The following is a 19,100-nucleotide window of genomic DNA, read 5'->3' as shown; positions in this document are numbered from 1 at the left end:
CACCATCAGCGTGGTCAATCCCGGCCGCATGACGAACAGGCGCATCACAACGACAATCGGTCTGCGTTACCAAGATGCAGATAAACTCTCGACAGTCGTTGAGAGCATTCGCGCCATGTTGATGAACAACAAAACCGTTGATCAAACGCAGACCATTCGGGTCTATTTCGATGCATTTGGTGACTCTGCTCTCAACATAATGGTTTACTGCTTTACCAAGACAACCGTTTGGGCAGAGTGGCTGGCTGCTCAACAGGAAATCTACCTGAAAATAATTGATATCGTGCACTCCTGTGGTGCCGACTTCGCTTTTACCAGCGAAACGCTTTACTTACAGCCTCCCTCAGAAGACGCACAACCACCACAAACCGGCGGCGCAACGACAGCGACGTGAACACGCCACACCGACGCCCCAGGGGCCGTTTGATTGCCGATAATGGGGAGATAAAATGAGAATCTGGCCATTTGTTACCCGAAGCGTCTATACCCTTCAGGGAAAGAAAGTAGTCTGGCTTTCGCGGATGCATCGCAAGGGACTAACGTTCGAAAACCAGCTTCTGCGAGCAGATCACGTCCCTTTTTGGAGGACGGAAGCTTACAACAAAAATATCGGCGTATCTTTCGCAGTGGGCGCTGCGCTCTTTGCCCTCACAAGTATTCTAATGTTCATTTCACTTGCACGGCCTGCGCTTTCCAATCTCACAAATCTCACATTCTTTCTTGGATCGGTCCCGTTCACCATTGAGGACCGAACAGGGCTTGCCTAGTTCGTATGTTCGGTTCGTGAAGGTAACCCATTCCCGAAGTAAGGTGGGATCGGGGGAAGCCTTTGCAAGGGGTGATCACCTATTCCCACGCTTAAGCAAAAGCGCTCCGTGGACAATCATAGCTTCGTCTTCACCGGCCCTGACGCATCAAAACCCAAGATCTTTTTCGTCAAGCGGATCACCAAACTCATACTGGATTTTTTCTGTTTCATTCAACCCCGGCAACCATCGCGGGTAATGAAGTACACATAAATCGTGTTTTCTTTCATTTAGTTTGTAAAAGCTTGAATATGCCATAAACAACTGATACCTCTAGAGAATAAGCGTTTCACTATGACCAGGCTTGTTATTTTCGGGGGCACATACAATGTCTTTTCTATCAGGTATTCTGCCGTTTTTTGCTGATTTGCCGACGCCTCAGATGTCATCCGAGTTTTGGTTTGCGTGCACGGCTCTTTTATTTCGGGATGCAAATGCCGGTGCGTATGCCGGACGCACCATGGAACTGTCTATGGAATTACCATATGTTGTTGCGTCGATCCCGAAAGGACATCAGTTTACATCAGTTGTAGACGGCCATAATCCACTCGAATTTGAGACAAAATATTCAATTTTTGCAATTGCTGTGCCCAATGGCAGCCTCGCTGATCTCAAAATTGTTGAAGGGGTCAATGAAAAGGGTTTGACTTTTAGTGTGCTCGCTTACGCGGGAGCATCAGGACCAGCCGACAATGCAGCCAAAACAAAAGCAATGCTTGCTGCAATTGATTTAGGCGCATGGGTGCTTGGTCAGTTCGAAACTGCTAGTGAGATTAAAGAAAAGCTCTCTGGTGAGACCGTTATTTTGACATCACTTGCACCGTTGCATGGTGCAAAAACACCTTTTCATTTCGTTGTTCATGACAGGTCTGGAAGCTCAATAGTGATAGAGTTTTCGAGTGAAAAACAGAATGTGTATGATAACCCCGTTGGTGTGATGACGAATGGCCCTGAGTTCACTTGGCATCTTACCAACCTGAATAATTATACTTTTCTGACCAATCTGGACCAGTCGACTGGCAAATTTGGTGAACTGGAGGTTGCTCAACCGGATTCCGGAATTGCGACGGCTGGGCTGCCGGCATCAAACACTTCGGTCGGGCGGTTTGTACGCGCAGCCTATTACTCGACATTCGCTGAAAAAGCAGAGCCCGACAAAGCAATCCGCGCACTTGCGCATATCATGAACAATTTTGACCGCCCGCGTGGTCTGACTATTGACCCTGCTCAGTCTGGTGGGTTGAATATTGAAGGCATTTCGACCCCCAACCAGCAGGAATACAAGACAGAATATACGTCATGGACGGTGCTTGCCGATCTCAATAAAAATGAATTCTATGTGCGTACCTATAGCGGTCTGAATTTCGTCAAATTCGATCTTGAACGATTATTTAGTGTTGCAGCCGTCAAAGTGGCTTCGCTCGAGACAATATCGAGCATGAATATTCCCGATGCAACGGACATACTTCTGAAGTAAAGAGTGAAATGCAGACAGAAAGCAATTTAGAGAGCATCCGAAAATGTGAAACGGTTTTCGGACACCCAAAAGGTGTTTTTTTCTCAATGAGGGCCCTTAGTCGTCCCCCATTTTTCTTTGAGTATAGTTGGGAGGTGCAATTGAATTGTATAGACCATTAATGCTACAGCCCAACCAAACATCAAAATACCACTCGCCGCAGTCATAGGCCCAAAGAGGCGCGTTTTTGTAATTTCCTTTGTACCGCCAGGCCCGAGAGTCGTGTAATTAAGCATAGCGGTATAGAAGGCATCACTAAAATTACCAGCAAACCCCATTTGATAATAGGTTATCGCCCATATACTAACGCTCATACAAACACATATAAACAAAACGAAATATAATACGACAAGAGATAGTGCAAGAAATAGTATTCTATTCTCGCTTATCTTTTTCCCAATCATGTGAACAAGATAGTATATTATTAGCGTAGATGCGAGATGAGCTATCATTACAGCTAATCCCACCGCTGACCCAATAATAAAATCTGAAAGCATATTCACCCTCTAACATGAAGCGGCCAACGATGTTGGTGGGCCCTTCAATAATAGAGATAGATTAACCTTCTCTTGATGCCTCTAATGACCAATTCAGAGACATACTCCCCTTGTGCGTCCGTGTAATACACCCCGCTTGATCGAACACTCGATTCAGGTCGGTTTAGTTCAACCGAACTGGCCAATAATGGATGGGTTTATGCGCCGTCTCCAGAGTGAACCAGCCCCAAGCTGAAGACCTTGAACCATGGCAATCAAAAGACAATGAAACGTGAGATTTGAGCATGTTCGTAGGACAAGCAAGCTCTGTCCATTTCAATAGGATTTCAGACAGGGCGGAGTATGAGAGCGCATCCCGAAAAGTGTGAAACGTTTTTCGGGATGCGCGTTAAAACAAACAGTTAGAGCGGTCTGTTCTATCGCGTGAAAGGCGCGTTAATTGACGATGATGTGATGCGGCGAACGGGCACGCGGGTGCATGAAGAAATGTCCATCTGGTGCGTTGTGCAGTTTAATCGGAACTAGGGTGACATTGGTTTTCTTGCCGCGTTTAACGTGTAGCGCGTAGACGACAAACGGAATCACGAGAATAACAAGGAAGCTGACAATGAGCAGCGCCACATAGGTCTTGTCAGCAGTTTCACCCCCGATGGATGTGGGCGGATAAAATGAAACGAAGAACGCTATAACCGAGACGAGGAAGCCGATAACTGCAACACTAGTCTTAACGCCGTTGCTGCCAGGAACACGGAATGTACGCTTGAGTTCAGGCTGCCTGAGAATAAGCTGAATGTAACCAAGGAACATCAGGAAGTAAGTGCACAGATAGATGACAACGGTGAGTGCGAGAGCAATCAGGAACGACATATTGCTACTGCCACCTGTGTTGGTAAGAACGATAATAGCGATCGACGTCAGTAGCAACTGAGCAACAACGAGCGCAACTGGTACACCATTTTTATTTACCTTCGCAAAGGCAGTCGGAAGAATTCCTTTTTGTGCAGTTACATACATACCGCGGGAGGGGCCAACGATCCATGCTGCAAGTTCTGCGAGCACGCCGAGCAGTTACATAACAGGGATAGGGTCCAGAAAACCTTTACCCTCAGTTTATATGCTGAAAGTCGATAAATCTGGTGGTTGCAGCAAATGGCCTGAGAAGTTGCTTCCGATCACAAATATCTGAATTACTCCCGATTTAATATCAGAACCAGATCTGTCATTAACTCTCTGTCTCCGGAAAAAACATTCCAGAAAATTAAAAATTACAGTCGTGACAAAGTACTGAGGTGGCTCTCAGTTATGTTGCTACTGAAGCATTTGTCGCGTAGTGAATGTTTTAAGAGGTGGTGGCGCGCTCTTGCCGCAGCCAAAACTCGATTGCTCAGCGCAACGTCCATGAACTATCCGATCATGGGACAATAAAAGGTTGTCTATGTTTCTACTCCTGCTCCACCTTGCCATTGTGGTGCCCTGCAGCCTCCATATTCTTCTCCGGAAGCATCGTCAGCCGGAATCGCGGGTAGCATGGTTACTCCTGGTATTTTCGTTTCCTTACGTTGGGGCGCTCATATATTTGTTGGTGGGGCGCACCAGCATAGGCCACGGTCGCATTGCAGAGCTAAAACAAGTTTTAACTCTGTTACCTCGCCCCGAATGCGCATTGAGCACCGCAATAGTACGGGAAAGCGATAAAAATTGCCGTTACACTGGTTTATTCAGTACTGGTACATCTATCAGCGGCTACCTGCCGGTGAACGGAAACCACGCCAAGCTCATGGCGGATTCCAATAGTACGATCGATCACATGATCGCCGATATCGATTGTGCCATAGACACTGTTCATCTGCTATTCTACATCTGGTTAAACGATAACAACGGTACGAAAATGGCGGAGGCGCTAAAGCGTGCCGCTGCTCGCGGTGTTGTTTGCAGGGCTATGGTTGACAACATCGGTTCGCGCGCCTTTATTCGTAGTCATTTATGGAAAGAGTTGGCGGATGCTGGCGTCCATACCTTGACCGCACTGGGACATGGCGCGCCATGGCGCGGTGTTTTTAACGGCCGCATTGATCTGCGCAATCATCGCAAGATCTTAGTCATTGATAACAGGATTACCTATTGCGGGAGCCAAAACTGCGCCGACCCGGCGTTCTACCCAAAAGCTAAATACGGGCCATGGGTTGACGCGGTATTTCGCTTTGAAGGGCCTGTGGTACGACAAAACCAGCATCTTTTCGCAAGCGACTGGATGGCAGGTGGGGGTGATGATTTTTCGGATGTTCTTCGATCTCCCTTACCAGTCACCAGACCCGGATTTACGGCTCAGGCAATCGGGACTGGTCCGACATTTCGCAGCTCAGCTATGTCGGAGATGTTTGAAGCCCTGATCAATGCGGCACAAAGCGAATTATGTATTACAACCCCCTACTACGTACCTAACCCCTCCTTACAGGCAGCTCTCTGCGCAAGCGCAAATCGCGGGGTGGTGACCTCTATTATTTTACCTGCGCGAAATGATGATTTTGCGGTTCAAGCGACGAGCCGAAGTTATTATGAGGAGTTAATTCTGGCCGGTGTAAGAATTCACGAATTTCTTCCTGGCCTTCTGCACACAAAATCTATCACGCTTGACAACGAAATTTCTTTGATTGGTTCAGCGAATATGGATCGTCGAAGCTTTGACTTAAACTATGAAAACAATATTCTACTGCATGATAAAGCAATCACTCTCCAAATGCGGGAAAGACAACAATATTACATTGCTAACAGCCGGGTGATAACACTTGATGACGTGAGGTCCTGGAGTGTATCGCGGCGCCTGTTGAATAACGCCGTCGCTATCGTTAGCCCGCTAATTTAGCCTGTTGCAAACAACCGCCGGGAGTAATGGAAAGAAAGATTGCAAGCCGTTTCATGTCCTTTATAGTGGCAGAATCCATCAACTTTAGTGAGCTCAAGCCAGAAAGCAGTAATTATTTTGAAGAGAAAACACATTTCGTTGAGTGTAATCGTTGCCTTTATATGTATCGGACTTTTGGTGGCCTACAACGTAGACCTTGGCGAATGGAAGGCCGATCAGGTAAATACTGAATAGGTTAGCTTGGTCTCAAAATGCCGCGGCTCTACTTTACGGAACGGACTTCGTTCGAAGATATCCCAAACTCGGCATTTCAGGTAAACTTCGATATCCCGGCTCATTCAACCACCATTTTCATATTAGTAGGCAGCCTCCGCATCCAAGAAGTCGCTTGTGGCCGATCGGAGCCGCTTGCTTGGAGGTACATCCAACTTTAACGTGCAACGTAAACACCTGAATCGTGCACAATCTGTTTTAAGCGATAGACCGCATCTTCATAGGTGTGTTGTTGAACCCCTGAGCATAGATGATTACCCACCGACGGCTGGCAGATACGGATGCACCCAATTGCGGGCCGCTTAACCGCTCTTGAGAGTTTTCGCGTCGTCGCAACAAAAACATTTTACCACAGTAGCATTTTACAGTCTCTCCAAAGGGTTGGAACACGCCAGTCGGACCGCCCCTGCACAGCCGACAATTACTTTGAAGCTCACACTAAGCACGAGTAAGAACGAACGTTGGCGGATAAATTCCCAGGGGGAGCAATGCTGTTTGATTAGCAATTAATTTGAACCCATGGGTCGATAATGCCTCTTTAAGAGCATCCAGTCCGCATTCCAAAATTTGTTAAAACAACGGCCTGCGCGAGATCGGTTCACACGCGCCTTTACCTGACAATCGAGTCATAGTCCCGAGCAATGTCCTTAGCAAATCAGGCATGGCTATTCAAAAGAATTTGGCTGACGTGGATGATATAGGTTCCCTGCAGCATTTCAGCCAGCCGCCTCAGAAATCCTAATTGTCTTGGAACCAGAAAATGAACTGTCATCGCTAAAGTTGCATAGCTAGTATGACTGATAAATAGATGGTTGGACCGACGATCAGCAAGGATGACTTTTAAATGCTTTTTGGCGGAAACGGACCGTCTCGTTACGGCCTTGAGCTGCTGATGAAATTATTAGGGCGCGAGCTGGACAACATGTTGTCCCAACGAAATCGGCGCGATGACAATAGCCGATCTTGCAGAAAGCGATGACGGACCTGATCGCTGTCCTAAACCTCATTAGCAGTTCGCCTGGACATGGCTTCAAAAGATCTGATTGGCTTTAATCAGGGAGAAAGCCAACATTCAAACTCAAGCATCACGGCATCGCCACGCTAGAGCATTTCCAGTTTAAGTTGAGCCATTGGAAATGCTCTATATCTTTGTGTTTCCGCGCATCTTTTTCCGAAAACCGTTTCACACTTTTCGGGATGCGCTCCAGGATCAGCAGTCAAACTCTCTTCATTAGTGAGGCTCAGCCTGAAAACGTTCCGATCTTCTTCTGTTGCAAGAAAATCCTTACTCGTCGTTTCACTTTCGTCGCCCAGCCCCCGCTCTGGCCGATCGCGAATGATCGCCTTCGACTGATCGGGTTTATTACGGCGACACACCGGATACAAAGACGTCTGGATATGATTTCAACACCTATGCCGCAGTTCTGGCCGGTGTTACCAAAAGCCATCAACATGTCAAAATAAAAGGCGGTCATGGAATTCACCAACGTCCCGGATTTCATGCGCTAGACTCTCGACCTGCAGATTTTTCAGATTTGAGGCCCCGGACGATTTTGAGCTCTCCTATTCAGCTTGTTTAGTAAATTGTTTCTCATTCGTCGTTCGCTGCAAAACGTCAGGTGCTTAATAGCTGACGAATATTAGTCTATAAATTTTATAGGATTTAATTGTCGAAAGCTCATCATGACTATCACACCGCGCGAACAGGAGTTTTGGCTGCAAGCCAGTGATAGCTCTCACTGCGGGCAGGTTCAGAAAAACATTCTGCGCAAATTGCCTCGTCGTCGGTGCGATATTCGCCCATCTTTTATCCTGCAAAGGCTTGGTGCGACGGCGATTTCCGTCCTTGGTTCAGTTTCTCTGGTTTTCTTCCTGATTTTTGCAACCGGCAGCCCGGCAACTCTGCTCGCTGGCGGGCAAGCAACAAAAGAAGAAATCGCAGCACTGAATGCGAGCTATGGTTTTGATCGCCCCGTGATCGAGCAATATGGGCAATTTCTGTTCAACAGCCTGCGTGGCGAGTTTCCAAAATCACTGCGTTTTGACATCCCGGCGATTGATGTTCTGGCACCTGCCATACCCCTGACGCTTGTTCTGGTTCTGACGGCACTTTTGATCGGTTCGGCAATAGGGCTGATAGCTGGCTATCTTTCGGCTACGTCCGCAAACCGCTTTCTCCGTGAAGGACCACTGGCACTTTTGACTGTTGTGCAGTCAACGCCGGTTTTTGTGACCGGCATCCTTGCGGTTTTGTTCTTCTCGCTGACGCTCGGCTGGCTGCCAACGGGAGGCAGTGGGAGCCTGCGTCATCTCGTTTTACCCGCGTTGACTTTGTCTTTGTTGATTGCTCCGCCCGTAGCGCGGCTGTTTCGCACCAGTCTCAAACAACAGCAGGGCGCTGACCATGTGCGCACGGCTTTATCGAAACAGATTTCGCTTGGTCGCGTGCGGTTCCGACACATCGCAATCAATGCGCTTGTGCCAGTGATTGCACTTTTGGGCACACAAACGGGGACGCTGTTGGGCGGAGCTGTTCTGACGGAAACAGTCTTTGGCTGGCCGGGTGTTGGCACAGTTCTGGTTAGCGCCGTTGGCATGAAAGATTACCCGGTCATTCTGGCGGCGATAGTGCTGATCGCGCTGACCGTCAGTCTCTGCAATCTGCTGGCCGATCTTTTCATTGCTGTTGTTGACCCACGAAGCGGGGTGACCAAATGAGTGAGATTTCCAATCCAGAATTCATTGATTTCTCGCGCAACACTTCAAAGCCAAAGCTGGCTTTGAGAGGTAAGATCGGTTTTCTGATCATCCTTCTCTGGGTCGCTGCTGCCATTTTTGCACCACTCCTTGCACCTTATGAGCCGAACACAAGCGACTTAATGGCGTTTCTGCAAGAACCGTCATTAAATAGCGGGCATTGGCTCGGCACCGATGATCTCGGTCGAGATATTTTAAGCCGGGTTTTTTACGGCGCGCGACCTGTGCTGCTGGTTGCAACCATAGCAACGCTTCTTTCCGCTTTGATCGGAAGCCTGCTGGGTATTGTTGCAGGATTGAGCAATCGTTTGGTCGATCAGATCATTGCCCGGATCGCTGAAATTCAGCTGACAATTCCCGGTCTGGTTTTGGCGCTTCTTGCACTGGCATTGTTTGGTTCAAGGCTTGAAAACCTGATCCTTATTCTGGCGCTTGAAAGCTGGCCTCTGCATTTCCGTGTCGCCCGTTCCTACACGCTGAACGCGCGCAATCAGGGTTACATGGAGGCTGCATGGCTTGCAGGTGTGCCACTATGGAAGTCCGTTCTGCGCCATATCGTGCCCGGTCTCTTGCCGCTGCTGATTGCAACGTCAACGATAAGTGCTGCCTTCATCATCATGACAGAAGCGGGTCTCAGCTTCATTGGTTTGGGTATTCAGCCGCCAACAGCCGATTGGGGCCTTATGATCGCTCAGGGAAAATCGCAGCTAGGCGCCGCTTGGTGGCTGTCGCTGATGCCCGCTTTTGCTTTGCTCAGCCTTCTCTTTGGTGTGCAGCTTTTAGGCGACGCTCTTTCAAGCAGGCTTTCCGCGCGTGAAACAGGAGAGCCGGCATGACACTCATCAACACACTTCTGTCCGTTGAAGGGCTGGTTGTCAGGTCAAATGAAACGGCACTTGCAGGTGCGGTGTCATTCACGCTGAAACAAGGCGAAACGCTTGGGATTGTGGGGGAATCCGGTTCCGGTAAAACACTCACAGCAATGGCTGTTGCCGGACTTCTGCCGCAAAATCTTAAAGCTGATGGTCAGGTCTATCTCGATGGAGCGCCACTCGCGCTTGGTATATCGGAGCGTGGTCGCGACTTCAGAACGTCACAGATTGGCGTGGTTTTTCAAAACCCGACAACAGCTCTTAATCCGCGGTTGAGCGTTGGCGCTCAGCTGTTTGAAGCCCTACCGCCTGCCGTGCGCCGTGATGAAGCCAAGGCTGCGAATATCTGCCTGCACCTTTTGGAAGAGGTGGGCATCAGCGAGCCCGTGAAGAAGCTGACCGCGTGGCCACATGAACTTTCGGGCGGTCTGGCGCAGCGCGTTGTCATTGCCATGGCTTTGGCGCGGCGGCCGAAACTGCTTATCGCGGATGAGCCGACGACTGCACTTGATGTAACAGTTCAGGAGCAAATTCTTGATCTCATAGCCCGGCTGCAAAAACGTCATGGGTTTGGTGTTCTCCTGATTACCCACGACATGGGGGTGATCCGGGATCGAGCAGATAGCGTTGCTGTCATGGATGGCGGGGCGATCGTTGAAAGCGGCGCTACGCGCGATCTTTTTGAAAATCCGACCAGTAGCGCTGCGCGATCACTTCTGAAGGCGAGCGAACTGACTTTTGCGACTGCGAGTGTCCCGCTTCACGATGTTGCTTCCCAACCTCCACTTGTTGAAGTGAAGGCACTTCAAAAGACATTCCGCAATGGTCCGCGCGCGCTTGGTGGCGTTGATATCTCGGTGAAGGCTGGAACGACACTTGGGATTGTTGGCGAGAGTGGGTCGGGTAAAACCACGCTGGCGCGGATTATTGCCGGGCTGGAGCGCGCAGATGACGGCCATATCCTGATTGACGGTAACGTTCGACCTCCGCGGACACGTTCAGATCAAGTCCAATATGTGTTTCAGGACCCGTATTCGTCTCTCGATCCACGCATAAGTATTGTGGACACAGTGGCGGAACCCTTGCTTGCCAAAGGGCTTCGCAAAGCTGAAGCTTTGAGAATTGCGCAAGGCTTACTTGAAGAAGTCGGTATCCATCCGGCTTTGTGGCATCGCTTGCCGGGGCGTCTATCGGGAGGACAGCGCCAGCGCGTAGGTTTCGCGCGGGCGATTGCACCCAGCCCCAAACTCCTCATCGCCGATGAGCCTGTTGCGGCACTCGACTCCACATCGCGGGAGCGCGTGCTTGCCTTGATGGAAGACATGCAGCGTCGGCATGGCACTGCGCAACTGCTCATTTCTCACGATCTATCGGTGATTGCGCGGCTTTGTCGCGAGGTCGTGGTGATGCGTGGCGGTGAAATCGTCGAACGTGGCGAAACCGGCCGCATCTTTGAAGCTCCTGCTCATCCTTACACCCGACAGTTGCTTGCGGCCATTCCCGGCAGGAAGCCGCTTGTCGCTCCCAAGTTCTGAATCTGAACACAAAAACTGGAAAAGACACATGATTGTAAAACGATCATTGCACGCATTGAGACTGATGGGAGCAAGCCTGCTTCTCATGTCTGCAACGCTATCGGCGACCCACGCGCAGGCACCTGCGGAATATGGCAAGACACATGAATTGGTGGTGGCACTGCCCTATGCTTTGCAGACCCTTGATCCAGCTGTTGGGGGCAATTTGCGCGGCGATCTGAGCATCATCGCCTCAATCTATTCGCCACTGACGCGCCTTGATGGTGAAGGCAAACTGGTGGGTGTTCTGGCCAAAGATTGGAAGCAGGAGTCGGATACGCGTTGGGTGTTCGATCTGCGCGACGACGTGGTTTTCTCCAACAATGTTCCATTTGATGCTCACGTCGTTAAGTGGAACATCGAGCGCATTCTATCTTCCGAAAAGCCAAGCTGGATCGTCTCGTCGATGAAGGCGGTTGATAAGGTTGAAGTCCTTTCACCGCATCAGGTTGCCTTTACGCTGAAAGCGCCCGACATTGAGTTTCCCAAGCGGCTGGCAGGCATTTTCTATCTGGAACCGGAATGGGCCAAGTCACACAATCCAGCGATTGAGGCTCTTGGCACCGGCCCCTATAAGCTGGTGAGCTATAATCCAGAGGGCGAAGTTCGCCTTGAAGCCAATGAACATTATTTCGGCAAGGCAGCACCGTTCACCAAGGCGCAGTTCCGCGTTGTGGTCGATGCTGCAGCCAAGATTAACGGCCTGAAATCCGGCGAGATTGATGCCGCAGCGGTTATCGCGCCGCAGGATCTCGCACAGCTCGAAAGCAATGGTAATCTGGTGGCAGGTGCGCGCCCAAGTACGCGCGTACAGATCATCCGTTTCAACACCAATATCAAGCCGCTTGATGATGCGCGTGTGCGGCAGGCTTTGAACTACGCCATTGATAAGGAAGCTATTACCAAGGCGCTGTTCAAGGGATTGGTAAGCCCCGCCAACAGCCAGATCATCACCAGCTTTCATGAGGGCTATAACACAGACCTGAAGCCGTGGCCTTATGATCCTGAGAAGGCCAAAGCGCTGCTTGCGGAAGCGGGCTATCCGGATGGCTTTGATGTCGAGATGGTGTTTGGCAAAGGCACCTATGTCGGTGGAGAGCAGGCAGCGCAGATTATCGCGGCACAACTGGCAGCGGTTGGTGTGCGTGCGCAGCTCAATATTCTGCCTGCTTCATCCCATGCCGAGCGTGCTGCATCCGACAAAGCCGCTGGCCTGACGTGGTTTGGTTACGCCGATACGGCAAGCATTGCAGCCGAAACACTGACCTATCTCGGCAGCACGCATTTTCAGACGATTGGACCTGTTCCAGCCGCCTTTGACGAAGCCGTGAAGCAGGCAAAAGGCGCACTCACCAAGGACGCCGAGCTTGCATCGGTCAAACGCGCGACCGAAGTGGCATCTGATGAAGCGCTCGCCGTTTTCCTTTGGGATCTGCCGCAAACCTATGCCTACAACAACAAAGTCGTATGGGACATCCGCCGGGATGACTGGACGCTGCCATACGAAATCAAACCTGCTGAATAAGCCTTTCTTCCAACATACTGAATACAGGAAATACCCATGACCAGTGGTCTGACGAAATATATTCGACACAAGAGAAAGCTGCACGACGCACGAAAGGGACAGCCTGCAGGCACCGGCCAGCTTTCCGCCCGCGTTGTTGCCGAAGGACGCAGCGGTATCCGTCGTCTTTTCATTCGTGATTTTCAGATTATTACCGATGGATCGCCCGCTGGCGGTGGCTTTGATCTTGGTCCGGCCCCAGGTGAATTGCTGATCGGTGCTGTTGCTGGTTGCCTCAATCATGGCTTTCTTATTCAGGCGTCACTGCTCGATATCGAGATTGATGCGCTGGAAGTTGTCGCTGAAGCCGTCAGCAAACCGGGACAAATCGGAACAGGCTCAAGCGAGCCCGTTGATCTGGAGCTTCGTTACACTGCAAAAATCCAGTCTCCCGCCTCTGACGCTGAGCTGGAAGACCTGCGCCAGCGCGTTGAACTCAACAGCTTTGTTTATAATGTCGTTACCCGCGGCGCTTCGATTGCAGGACGTCTGGAAAGGATCACCGCATGACCATTCGAGTTATCGAGACAGATAAGGCAACTTCCGGCGGTCTGCGTTTCGCAACGCGAGCGACCCCTGAGCCGGGTTATGGGGAAGTTCTTATCGATGTCACACATACTTCTTTGAACTTCGGTGAAACCCGACGTGGTGTGCGCGGTCTTGAGGCTGATGGTACGGTTCTTGGATGGGATGCGTCCGGTGTAATTGTAGCCTTTGGCCCACAAACCAAAGCGCCGCCCATTGGAACATTGGTTGTCACACGCGCCCCACTCGGTGCCTGGGCTGAAAAGCGCATTGCACATGTTGAGGATATCGCGGTCATTCCGGAGGGTGTCGATCCGGCGGAAGCTGCGACGCTTCCGACGGCAGCTGTCACGGCGCTGGCGACCTTGCAGCTTGGTGGGCCTATTCTGGGCAAGACAGTTCTGATCACCGGTGCTTCTGGCGGTGTTGGCCGCTTTGCAATTCAGCTTGCACGGCTGGGTGGTGCGCGCGTTATCGCGTCTGTGGGGTCAGAAGCCAGTGCAGCGGGTCTGACAGAACTTGGTGCGGACCTTGTTGTGACCAGCCTTGATGATGTGAAGGAAGGTATCGATCTGGTGATCGAGAGTGTCGGCGGGGCGCAGCTCGTGCAATCTTTCAAGCTTCTTAACCGTCATGGCAATGTGCAGAGTCTCGGCTGGGCTTCAGGGGAAGACGCAGTGTTTGGTCATCTCGGCACAGTTGGTCCGGTTGGGCGTCACATTCATGGCTTCCTGATTTCCGAGTATCGGGTGGGCTCTTATCTCACGGCACTGCTGCGATGGCTGGCTGAGGGCAAGCTCAAGACAGAAGTTAAGTGGCGCGGCGACTGGAACCAATTTGACCAGGCTGTCGCGGCCCTTCTTGACCGGCGTTTGCATGGTAAGGCAGTTCTGGATGTGAAATCATGAACGCACATGCGCAATCCTTCCGGCATACGCAATGGTTTGATCCGCCAACCGAGGCGGACATCCGGGCGCGTGTCGAGCAGGTGAAAACTGAGCTTGCGCCGCATGTGATAGAGCGGGACCGTAAAGGTTCCGCCCCCGTTGAGGAGGCATCGCTTCTGCGCCAGTCCGGACTGGCAGCACTAACCATCGATGATGGTCTGGCGCTGTTTCGCAAAGCTGACGACCGCCGGGAAGCGATAGGCGCACGCTGGCAACATGCCCTTTTTGCGATCAGGGAGATTTCACGCATCGATTTATCGAGTGCAGCACTTCTCGGATATAATTACATGCATCTTCTGCGTATTGAGATTGCCGGGCGTGGGCCGGTGTTCTCAAAAGCCGTAGCAGATTCGTTGCAGACGCCGACACTTTGGGGCGGTGCCAACAATCCAGGGGGGCCTGCCGCAGACCTAAAGCGGGTTGATGGCGGATATATTGCCAATGGCAGGAAAAGCTTCGCAACCGCTGCACAAACAGCTGACCGCCTAGTTGTCGGCGAAAGCTATCGCGCGCCGGATGATCGTGAACAACGTCTGACGTTTGTTCTTGATGCGTCAACGCCGGGCATTATCCATGCGGATGACTGGGATGGCATTGGTGCGCGTCGCTCGGCATCCGGCAGTCTGGTATTTGAAAATGTGTTTATCCCGGATGACGCGATTTTCAGCACATCGGCAGCCGATCCAACAAAGCGTCCAATCAATGAATCGATAGGCTCGCTGGCCTTTCAGATCATGTTCGTCAATTTTCTCAATGGAACGGCGTTAGGGGCAATTGATACTGCATTGTCGCAATTGCACTTGCGCAAAAACGGCCAGAACGCATCTGTGCCGGATTATATTGCCGATACAATTGGCAATTCTATCACCTCAGCCAACGCATCTTTTGCGCTTTCAACTGTCGCCAACAGGGCGTTTGGCGAACTGGTCGCAGACATTGATGAGAACCGTTTGACACCGGAACGCCGTGGCGAGATTGCTGATCTCATATCACAGGCCAAGGTTGCTTCGGACGCAGCAGCGCTCTCAGTAACATCGCGCATTTTTGAAGCCGTTGGCGCGCGTTCCGCGACTTTGAAGCAAGGGCTGGATCGCTATTGGCGTGATGCCCGCATCTACACCCTGCATGATCCTGTGGCTGTAAAAATCCAGGAAATTGGCAGATATGCCGTTGATCTTGAGTTGGCGACGCCTTCGGCGAACAGTTGATTTTGTCAGCACTTATCTCATAAGTATCGTCCAGCTTTCAAAGCTGGACGGGCCTGTCAAGCAAAGAGCGAACTGATGGACATAACTGACGCAAAATCCAAGCATCCGAAAGAACGCCGGAAAAAGGGAAGCTGGCGCTTTCTGTTCCGCTCGGACAGTGTTGCGCTCAATCTTGTTGCGACCGTCGCTGCTTCAAAAGACAGGGCCAAGGGTATTGACCGTTTTTCAGAGCCTTCACTGCTGGACAGATGGCTTTGTGAAGCGGAGTTACCACCGCTTGCAGGTTCTGTGACGGACGAGGAACTTGCAAAGACAAAGTCTTTGCGAGAGGCAATATTCAGGCTGGCCGATAATCGTATTAATCAAAGCGATATATCGGTATCGGATATTGCTTTGATCAACGCTCATGCCCGTTCAGGTATGCCGGTTTTGCGTATCGCCTGTGACGGCTGCAGCACCGAGCCGCCTGATGCAGCCGAAATGAACGAAATTCTTGGCCTGATCGCGCGTGATGCGATCGACGTTTTCACCGGGCCATATCGCACGCGCATCAAGCAATGCGCTTCACCACGCTGTCATGTGATGTTCGTGGATAAATCACGGGCAGGGAACCGGATTTGGTGTGCCATGTCTCCCTGCGGCGACCAAGCAAGCGCTCGCGCGTATCGACGACGCCGACAGCAGTCGCTCTCTCGAGCCCATTCCTAAAAGCTCTTCAATGACACTTAGCCTTATTGCTGCCACTCAACATTCAGGCAAATTATTGACTCTTAATCAACGTACTGCCCTTTAGGTGTTCGCGGTAGTTCCCTGCAAGCCGAGAACTTTCACGAGTGTCAAGCACCGGTAAGACAGATGGGGATGGCTGCTTTGCGCCCTCGATTTAGGCGGTTTAAGTTAGCCAACCGGCCTCTTGGAAACCAATGATCTGCTGCACTTACTACCATAGGGAATTTAGTTGATTTCCTCTCCATCGGCATAATCGGAGTTCGTCTCGGTTGCGAATAGATTGCAAGCCATGAACTCCACAAATACACGAATTTTAGGCGATAAATAGCGGTTCGTCGGCCAAAGAACACGAAAGACACCCGCCTCTGCGATAAATTTATCGAGTATCGAAACCAGCTTACCTTCTGATATCTGTTGGTTCACCGCGAAATGTGGCAAGCAAGTTAGGCCAAAGCCGTTCTCAGCAAGATGGATGAGCGGTTCAAGGGTACTGGCCACCGTTGTCGTAGGCAGGGCAACACGAATATCCTTGCCATCTCTGACCAGCGGCCATGGTTCAAGTTTGCCCGAGTTTGCGTATCGGTGATGCATACAGCGATGACACAGCAGATCTTCAGGAATCTGCGGCACACCTTTTCGTTTTAGATAATCGGGCGATGCGACTATTCGATGTTTGAAGGATCCAAGCTTTCGGCTCATCAGTCGTGTATCACGCACTTCACCCGTGCGGACAACAGCATCAAATCCCTCTTCAATCACGTCAACCAGGCGATCGGTAAAATCCAGTTCCAGATTGATAGCGGGATAGGCTTGCATAAATGCTGCTATGGTTGGCATCAACAGCATTCCCGTCAACGGAAAGCTTACGCGCAATAGGCCGCCCGGCGTGGTGTGAGATCTTGAAAGCTCTGCTTCTGCTGCTTCGAGTTCGGACAGTATGCGGCGGCAAGTATCTAGAAAGAAGCTTCCTTCCTCCGTCAGCGTCATACTGCGTGTTGAGCGATGAAAGAGACTGACTCCGACCTCTTGCTCAAGACGCGCTACTGCTTTGCCCACAGCTGAGCTGGAGAGCCCCATTCGTTGAGAGGCCGCAACAAAGCTTCCACCTTCAGCTGCTTGAACGAATACCTTGAGCGTACCCAGCTTATCCATACCAATCTCCATTAGGGAATTAAATTCCGCTCTTATTGGAATACAGGACCATTTATCACTTATATCAAAATCAATATCCAGTGTGGCTCGGCGCTCAATGCCGATTTCACACAAGGAATACATAATGGATACGAAATCTCCCGCCGGATTTGTCATCTCGCCGGTGCCAACCACCTTTATCGTAAACGTCATTCATGCCTTTCCAGGCAAGCAGGATGAAGCATTTCAAATTATTCAGGACGTGGTTCATTACGTTGCGGAAAGAAAACAGGGATTCCTCTGGAGCACTCTGGCCAAGAGCACGGACGGATTGACTGTGGTCAACATTGAAGCGATCCAAGGTGCGGACAACGTGGAGGAGTTTTTCTCTGATCCGGATTTCGTTGAAAAATTTCGTAAACTGGAAACTGTTTCAACGAGTGAGTTCCACACCTACAGTGTCGGTGATCTGGTTCTGCCCAAACTCGGACAGATAGGCTGAGCAGAATGTCCAGTTCGATTTCAGAAAACCGCAAAATAAGTGAAGAGCCTGACAACACCAGATTGCCTATGGCTCCTTTACTTGCCCTCGCTATGGCAGGTTTCATTACAATTTTGACAGAGGCCCTGCCAGCGGGACTTCTCCCACAAATGAGCATGGGGCTAGGTGTTAGCCCCTCCGCTATCGGTCAACTCATCACGGCATATGCTGTAGGTTCGCTGATGGCAGCAATTCCACTTGTTGCTGTCACCCAACATTTTCCCCGCAAGCCGCTTCTTCTTTGTGCGATTGCAGGTTTTGCGGTTGTAAATACCATAACAGCGACGACGGGAAGCTTCTATATCATGCTTTTGGCGCGCTTCGTTGCTGGTGTTTGCGCCGGCTTGCTTTGGGCAATGATCGCCGGATATGCGGCACGTATGGTCACGGATCAACTTAAGGGGCGTGCGATCGCAGTTGCGATGGTCGGTACACCGCTGGCATTATCGCTTGGTATTCCTGCAGGAACCCTGATGGGATCGGTCATTGGTTGGCGAAGTACATTTTCAGCAATGACCGCTCTCACCATAGCTTTGATCGGCTGGGTATGGGCCAAGGTGCCCGATTATTCGGGCACTACGATCAGTGGCCGGGCTTCCATTGGAGGTACGTTAGCGATCAGTGGGATCAAATCCATTTTGACAGTGACCCTGCTTTTCGTCTTGGCGCACAATATACTCTATACTTATATTGCCCCGCTTGTTGTTCCTGCAGGATTAGCCGGGAAACTCGATTTCGTTCTGCTGGTGTTCGGAGTAACTGCAATCGTGGGGATTTGTATTGTCGGATATCTGGTCGGACGATGGTTGCGAGAACTTGTGTTGGCAAGCATTGTGCTTTTCGGAGCCGCCGCGTTAATGCTCGGCATATGGGGCGATCTACCGGAACTGTTCTGGTTAGCAACCGGCATGTGGGGATTGGCTTTCGGTGGTGCCGCCACACTGTTTCAGACGACAGCTGCGACCACCTCCGGACAGGCCTCGGATGTAGCACAGTCTATGATCGTCACAGCTTGGAACTTGGCGATTGCGGGCGGCGGCACAATCGGTGGCTTATTGCTCGAACACTCGGATATCAGCTGGCTCGCTTGGTCGGTTTTGGTATTATTGTTGCTCGCCTATGTCATCGCCTTCCTGGCAAAAGACCGGGGATTTCCGTCAAGCCAATCAGCTTTGTGATGTTCGGTTGTGGCCGCCTGCAGTCGTCGGCAGAACGAGTGGCAATGCTGGATCGGCTTTGGCGGCCCTTCTCATCAACCGACCCAAACCGGCAAACACAAATCCTGATGTCGAGGGGC

At 51.0% G+C, this 19,100-nt stretch carries 16 protein-coding genes; 13 read left to right on the top strand and 3 right to left on the bottom strand.

What is annotated here, in order from left to right; genetic code table 11:
• The first annotated feature begins 28 nt into the window (after positions 1-28).
• Both ACSME1_RS22900 and ACSME1_RS22895 read left to right on the top strand, forming a co-directional pair.
• On the top strand, positions 29-394 hold the full coding sequence (locus tag ACSME1_RS22900; RefSeq protein ID WP_342749937.1) for a hypothetical protein: 366 nt from the start codon (positions 29-31) through the stop codon (positions 392-394).
• A 740-nt stretch (positions 395-1,134) separates the two neighbouring features.
• Positions 1,135-2,283, top strand: a complete 1,149-nt coding sequence (locus ACSME1_RS22895) for a linear amide C-N hydrolase (protein ID WP_435655561.1) — start codon at positions 1,135-1,137, stop codon at positions 2,281-2,283.
• 83 nt (positions 2,284-2,366) lie between these two features.
• Here the strand turns inward: ACSME1_RS22895 and ACSME1_RS22890 are convergent, their stop codons facing one another.
• Positions 2,367-2,819, bottom strand: coding sequence for an ion channel (locus tag ACSME1_RS22890; RefSeq protein WP_435655560.1), 453 nt, complete (start codon positions 2,817-2,819; stop codon positions 2,367-2,369).
• A gap of 435 nt (positions 2,820-3,254) precedes the next feature.
• The gene (locus ACSME1_RS22885; protein ID WP_435655559.1) at positions 3,255-3,878 is read right to left on the bottom strand and encodes an amino acid permease; all 624 of its coding nucleotides are present in this window, start codon (positions 3,876-3,878) and stop codon (positions 3,255-3,257) included.
• A 376-nt stretch (positions 3,879-4,254) separates the two neighbouring features.
• Between ACSME1_RS22885 and cls the strand changes: the two genes are divergently transcribed.
• From cls to ACSME1_RS22840, 9 genes are all read left to right on the top strand, one after another.
• A complete protein-coding gene (cls, locus tag ACSME1_RS22880) occupies positions 4,255-5,682 on the top strand; it encodes a cardiolipin synthase (protein WP_435655558.1) in 1,428 nt (475 codons plus the stop codon).
• A 1,956-nt stretch (positions 5,683-7,638) separates the two neighbouring features.
• Positions 7,639-8,673 (top strand): ABC transporter permease, encoded by a 1,035-nt coding sequence (locus ACSME1_RS22875; protein WP_435655557.1) that lies wholly within the window; start codon positions 7,639-7,641, stop codon positions 8,671-8,673.
• Complete coding sequence (locus ACSME1_RS22870) at positions 8,670-9,548, top strand: ABC transporter permease (protein WP_435655556.1); 879 nt, start codon at positions 8,670-8,672, stop codon at positions 9,546-9,548. The genes ACSME1_RS22875 and ACSME1_RS22870 overlap by 4 nt, the downstream gene beginning before the upstream one ends.
• Positions 9,545-11,119 carry an ATP-binding cassette domain-containing protein gene (locus ACSME1_RS22865; RefSeq protein ID WP_435655555.1) on the top strand — a complete coding sequence of 525 codons (1,575 nt, stop codon included), beginning with the start codon at positions 9,545-9,547 and terminating at the stop codon, positions 11,117-11,119. Before ACSME1_RS22870 ends, ACSME1_RS22865 begins: the two co-directional genes overlap by 4 nt.
• Positions 11,120-11,147: 28 nt before the next feature.
• Entirely contained in the window at positions 11,148-12,683 is a 1,536-nt protein-coding gene (locus ACSME1_RS22860; protein ID WP_435655554.1) for an ABC transporter substrate-binding protein, read from the top strand.
• Between the two features lie 36 nt (positions 12,684-12,719).
• Positions 12,720-13,232 (top strand): OsmC family protein, encoded by a 513-nt coding sequence (locus ACSME1_RS22855; protein WP_100557910.1) that lies wholly within the window; start codon positions 12,720-12,722, stop codon positions 13,230-13,232.
• Positions 13,229-14,155 carry a zinc-binding dehydrogenase gene (locus ACSME1_RS22850; protein WP_435655553.1) on the top strand — a complete coding sequence of 309 codons (927 nt, stop codon included), beginning with the start codon at positions 13,229-13,231 and terminating at the stop codon, positions 14,153-14,155. Before ACSME1_RS22855 ends, ACSME1_RS22850 begins: the two co-directional genes overlap by 4 nt.
• Positions 14,152-15,402 carry a hypothetical protein gene (locus ACSME1_RS22845; protein ID WP_435655552.1) on the top strand — a complete coding sequence of 417 codons (1,251 nt, stop codon included), beginning with the start codon at positions 14,152-14,154 and terminating at the stop codon, positions 15,400-15,402. The genes ACSME1_RS22850 and ACSME1_RS22845 overlap by 4 nt, the downstream gene beginning before the upstream one ends.
• A gap of 75 nt (positions 15,403-15,477) precedes the next feature.
• Positions 15,478-16,110, top strand: coding sequence for a CGNR zinc finger domain-containing protein (locus ACSME1_RS22840; protein ID WP_435655551.1), 633 nt, complete (start codon positions 15,478-15,480; stop codon positions 16,108-16,110).
• 246 nt (positions 16,111-16,356) lie between these two features.
• Here ACSME1_RS22840 and ACSME1_RS22835 read toward each other — a convergent pair whose 3' ends face one another.
• Positions 16,357-17,283 (bottom strand): LysR family transcriptional regulator, encoded by a 927-nt coding sequence (locus tag ACSME1_RS22835; RefSeq protein WP_435655550.1) that lies wholly within the window; start codon positions 17,281-17,283, stop codon positions 16,357-16,359.
• Positions 17,284-17,407: 124 nt separating this feature from the next.
• On the opposite strand from ACSME1_RS22835, the gene ACSME1_RS22830 reads away from it, so the two are divergent.
• On the top strand, positions 17,408-17,764 hold the full coding sequence (locus ACSME1_RS22830) for an antibiotic biosynthesis monooxygenase (protein WP_100557915.1): 357 nt from the start codon (positions 17,408-17,410) through the stop codon (positions 17,762-17,764).
• A gap of 5 nt (positions 17,765-17,769) precedes the next feature.
• On the top strand, positions 17,770-18,981 hold the full coding sequence (locus tag ACSME1_RS22825; RefSeq protein ID WP_435655549.1) for an MFS transporter: 1,212 nt from the start codon (positions 17,770-17,772) through the stop codon (positions 18,979-18,981).
• The last annotated feature ends 119 nt before the right edge of the window (positions 18,982-19,100 follow it).

Source organism: Brucella pituitosa (genome assembly GCF_965577835.1).
Taxonomy (GTDB): domain Bacteria; phylum Pseudomonadota; class Alphaproteobacteria; order Rhizobiales; family Rhizobiaceae; genus Brucella; species Brucella pituitosa.
Note: the sequence above shows the minus strand (reverse complement) of the source record. Positions and strands in the feature narration are given on the sequence as shown.

Excerpts from the sequence above, each read along its gene's own strand:
- ACSME1_RS22875 (WP_435655557.1), top strand. The coding sequence starts at position 7,639 with ATGACTATCACACCGCGCGAACAGGAGTTTTGGCTGCAAGCCAGTGAT.
- ACSME1_RS22865 (WP_435655555.1), top strand. The coding sequence starts at position 9,545 with ATGACACTCATCAACACACTTCTGTCCGTTGAAGGGCTGGTTGTCAGG.
- ACSME1_RS22900 (WP_342749937.1), top strand. The coding sequence starts at position 29 with ATGACGAACAGGCGCATCACAACGACAATCGGTCTGCGTTACCAAGAT.
- ACSME1_RS22840 (WP_435655551.1), top strand. The coding sequence starts at position 15,478 with ATGGACATAACTGACGCAAAATCCAAGCATCCGAAAGAACGCCGGAAA.
- ACSME1_RS22860 (WP_435655554.1), top strand. The coding sequence starts at position 11,148 with ATGATTGTAAAACGATCATTGCACGCATTGAGACTGATGGGAGCAAGC.
- ACSME1_RS22830 (WP_100557915.1), top strand. The coding sequence starts at position 17,408 with ATGGATACGAAATCTCCCGCCGGATTTGTCATCTCGCCGGTGCCAACC.
- ACSME1_RS22855 (WP_100557910.1), top strand. The coding sequence starts at position 12,720 with ATGACCAGTGGTCTGACGAAATATATTCGACACAAGAGAAAGCTGCAC.
- ACSME1_RS22895 (WP_435655561.1), top strand. The coding sequence starts at position 1,135 with ATGTCTTTTCTATCAGGTATTCTGCCGTTTTTTGCTGATTTGCCGACG.
- ACSME1_RS22835 (WP_435655550.1), bottom strand. The coding sequence starts at position 17,283 with ATGGATAAGCTGGGTACGCTCAAGGTATTCGTTCAAGCAGCTGAAGGT.
- ACSME1_RS22845 (WP_435655552.1), top strand. The coding sequence starts at position 14,152 with ATGAACGCACATGCGCAATCCTTCCGGCATACGCAATGGTTTGATCCG.
- cls (WP_435655558.1), top strand. The coding sequence starts at position 4,255 with ATGTTTCTACTCCTGCTCCACCTTGCCATTGTGGTGCCCTGCAGCCTC.
- ACSME1_RS22870 (WP_435655556.1), top strand. The coding sequence starts at position 8,670 with ATGAGTGAGATTTCCAATCCAGAATTCATTGATTTCTCGCGCAACACT.
- ACSME1_RS22825 (WP_435655549.1), top strand. The coding sequence starts at position 17,770 with ATGTCCAGTTCGATTTCAGAAAACCGCAAAATAAGTGAAGAGCCTGAC.
- ACSME1_RS22890 (WP_435655560.1), bottom strand. The coding sequence starts at position 2,819 with ATGCTTTCAGATTTTATTATTGGGTCAGCGGTGGGATTAGCTGTAATG.
- ACSME1_RS22850 (WP_435655553.1), top strand. The coding sequence starts at position 13,229 with ATGACCATTCGAGTTATCGAGACAGATAAGGCAACTTCCGGCGGTCTG.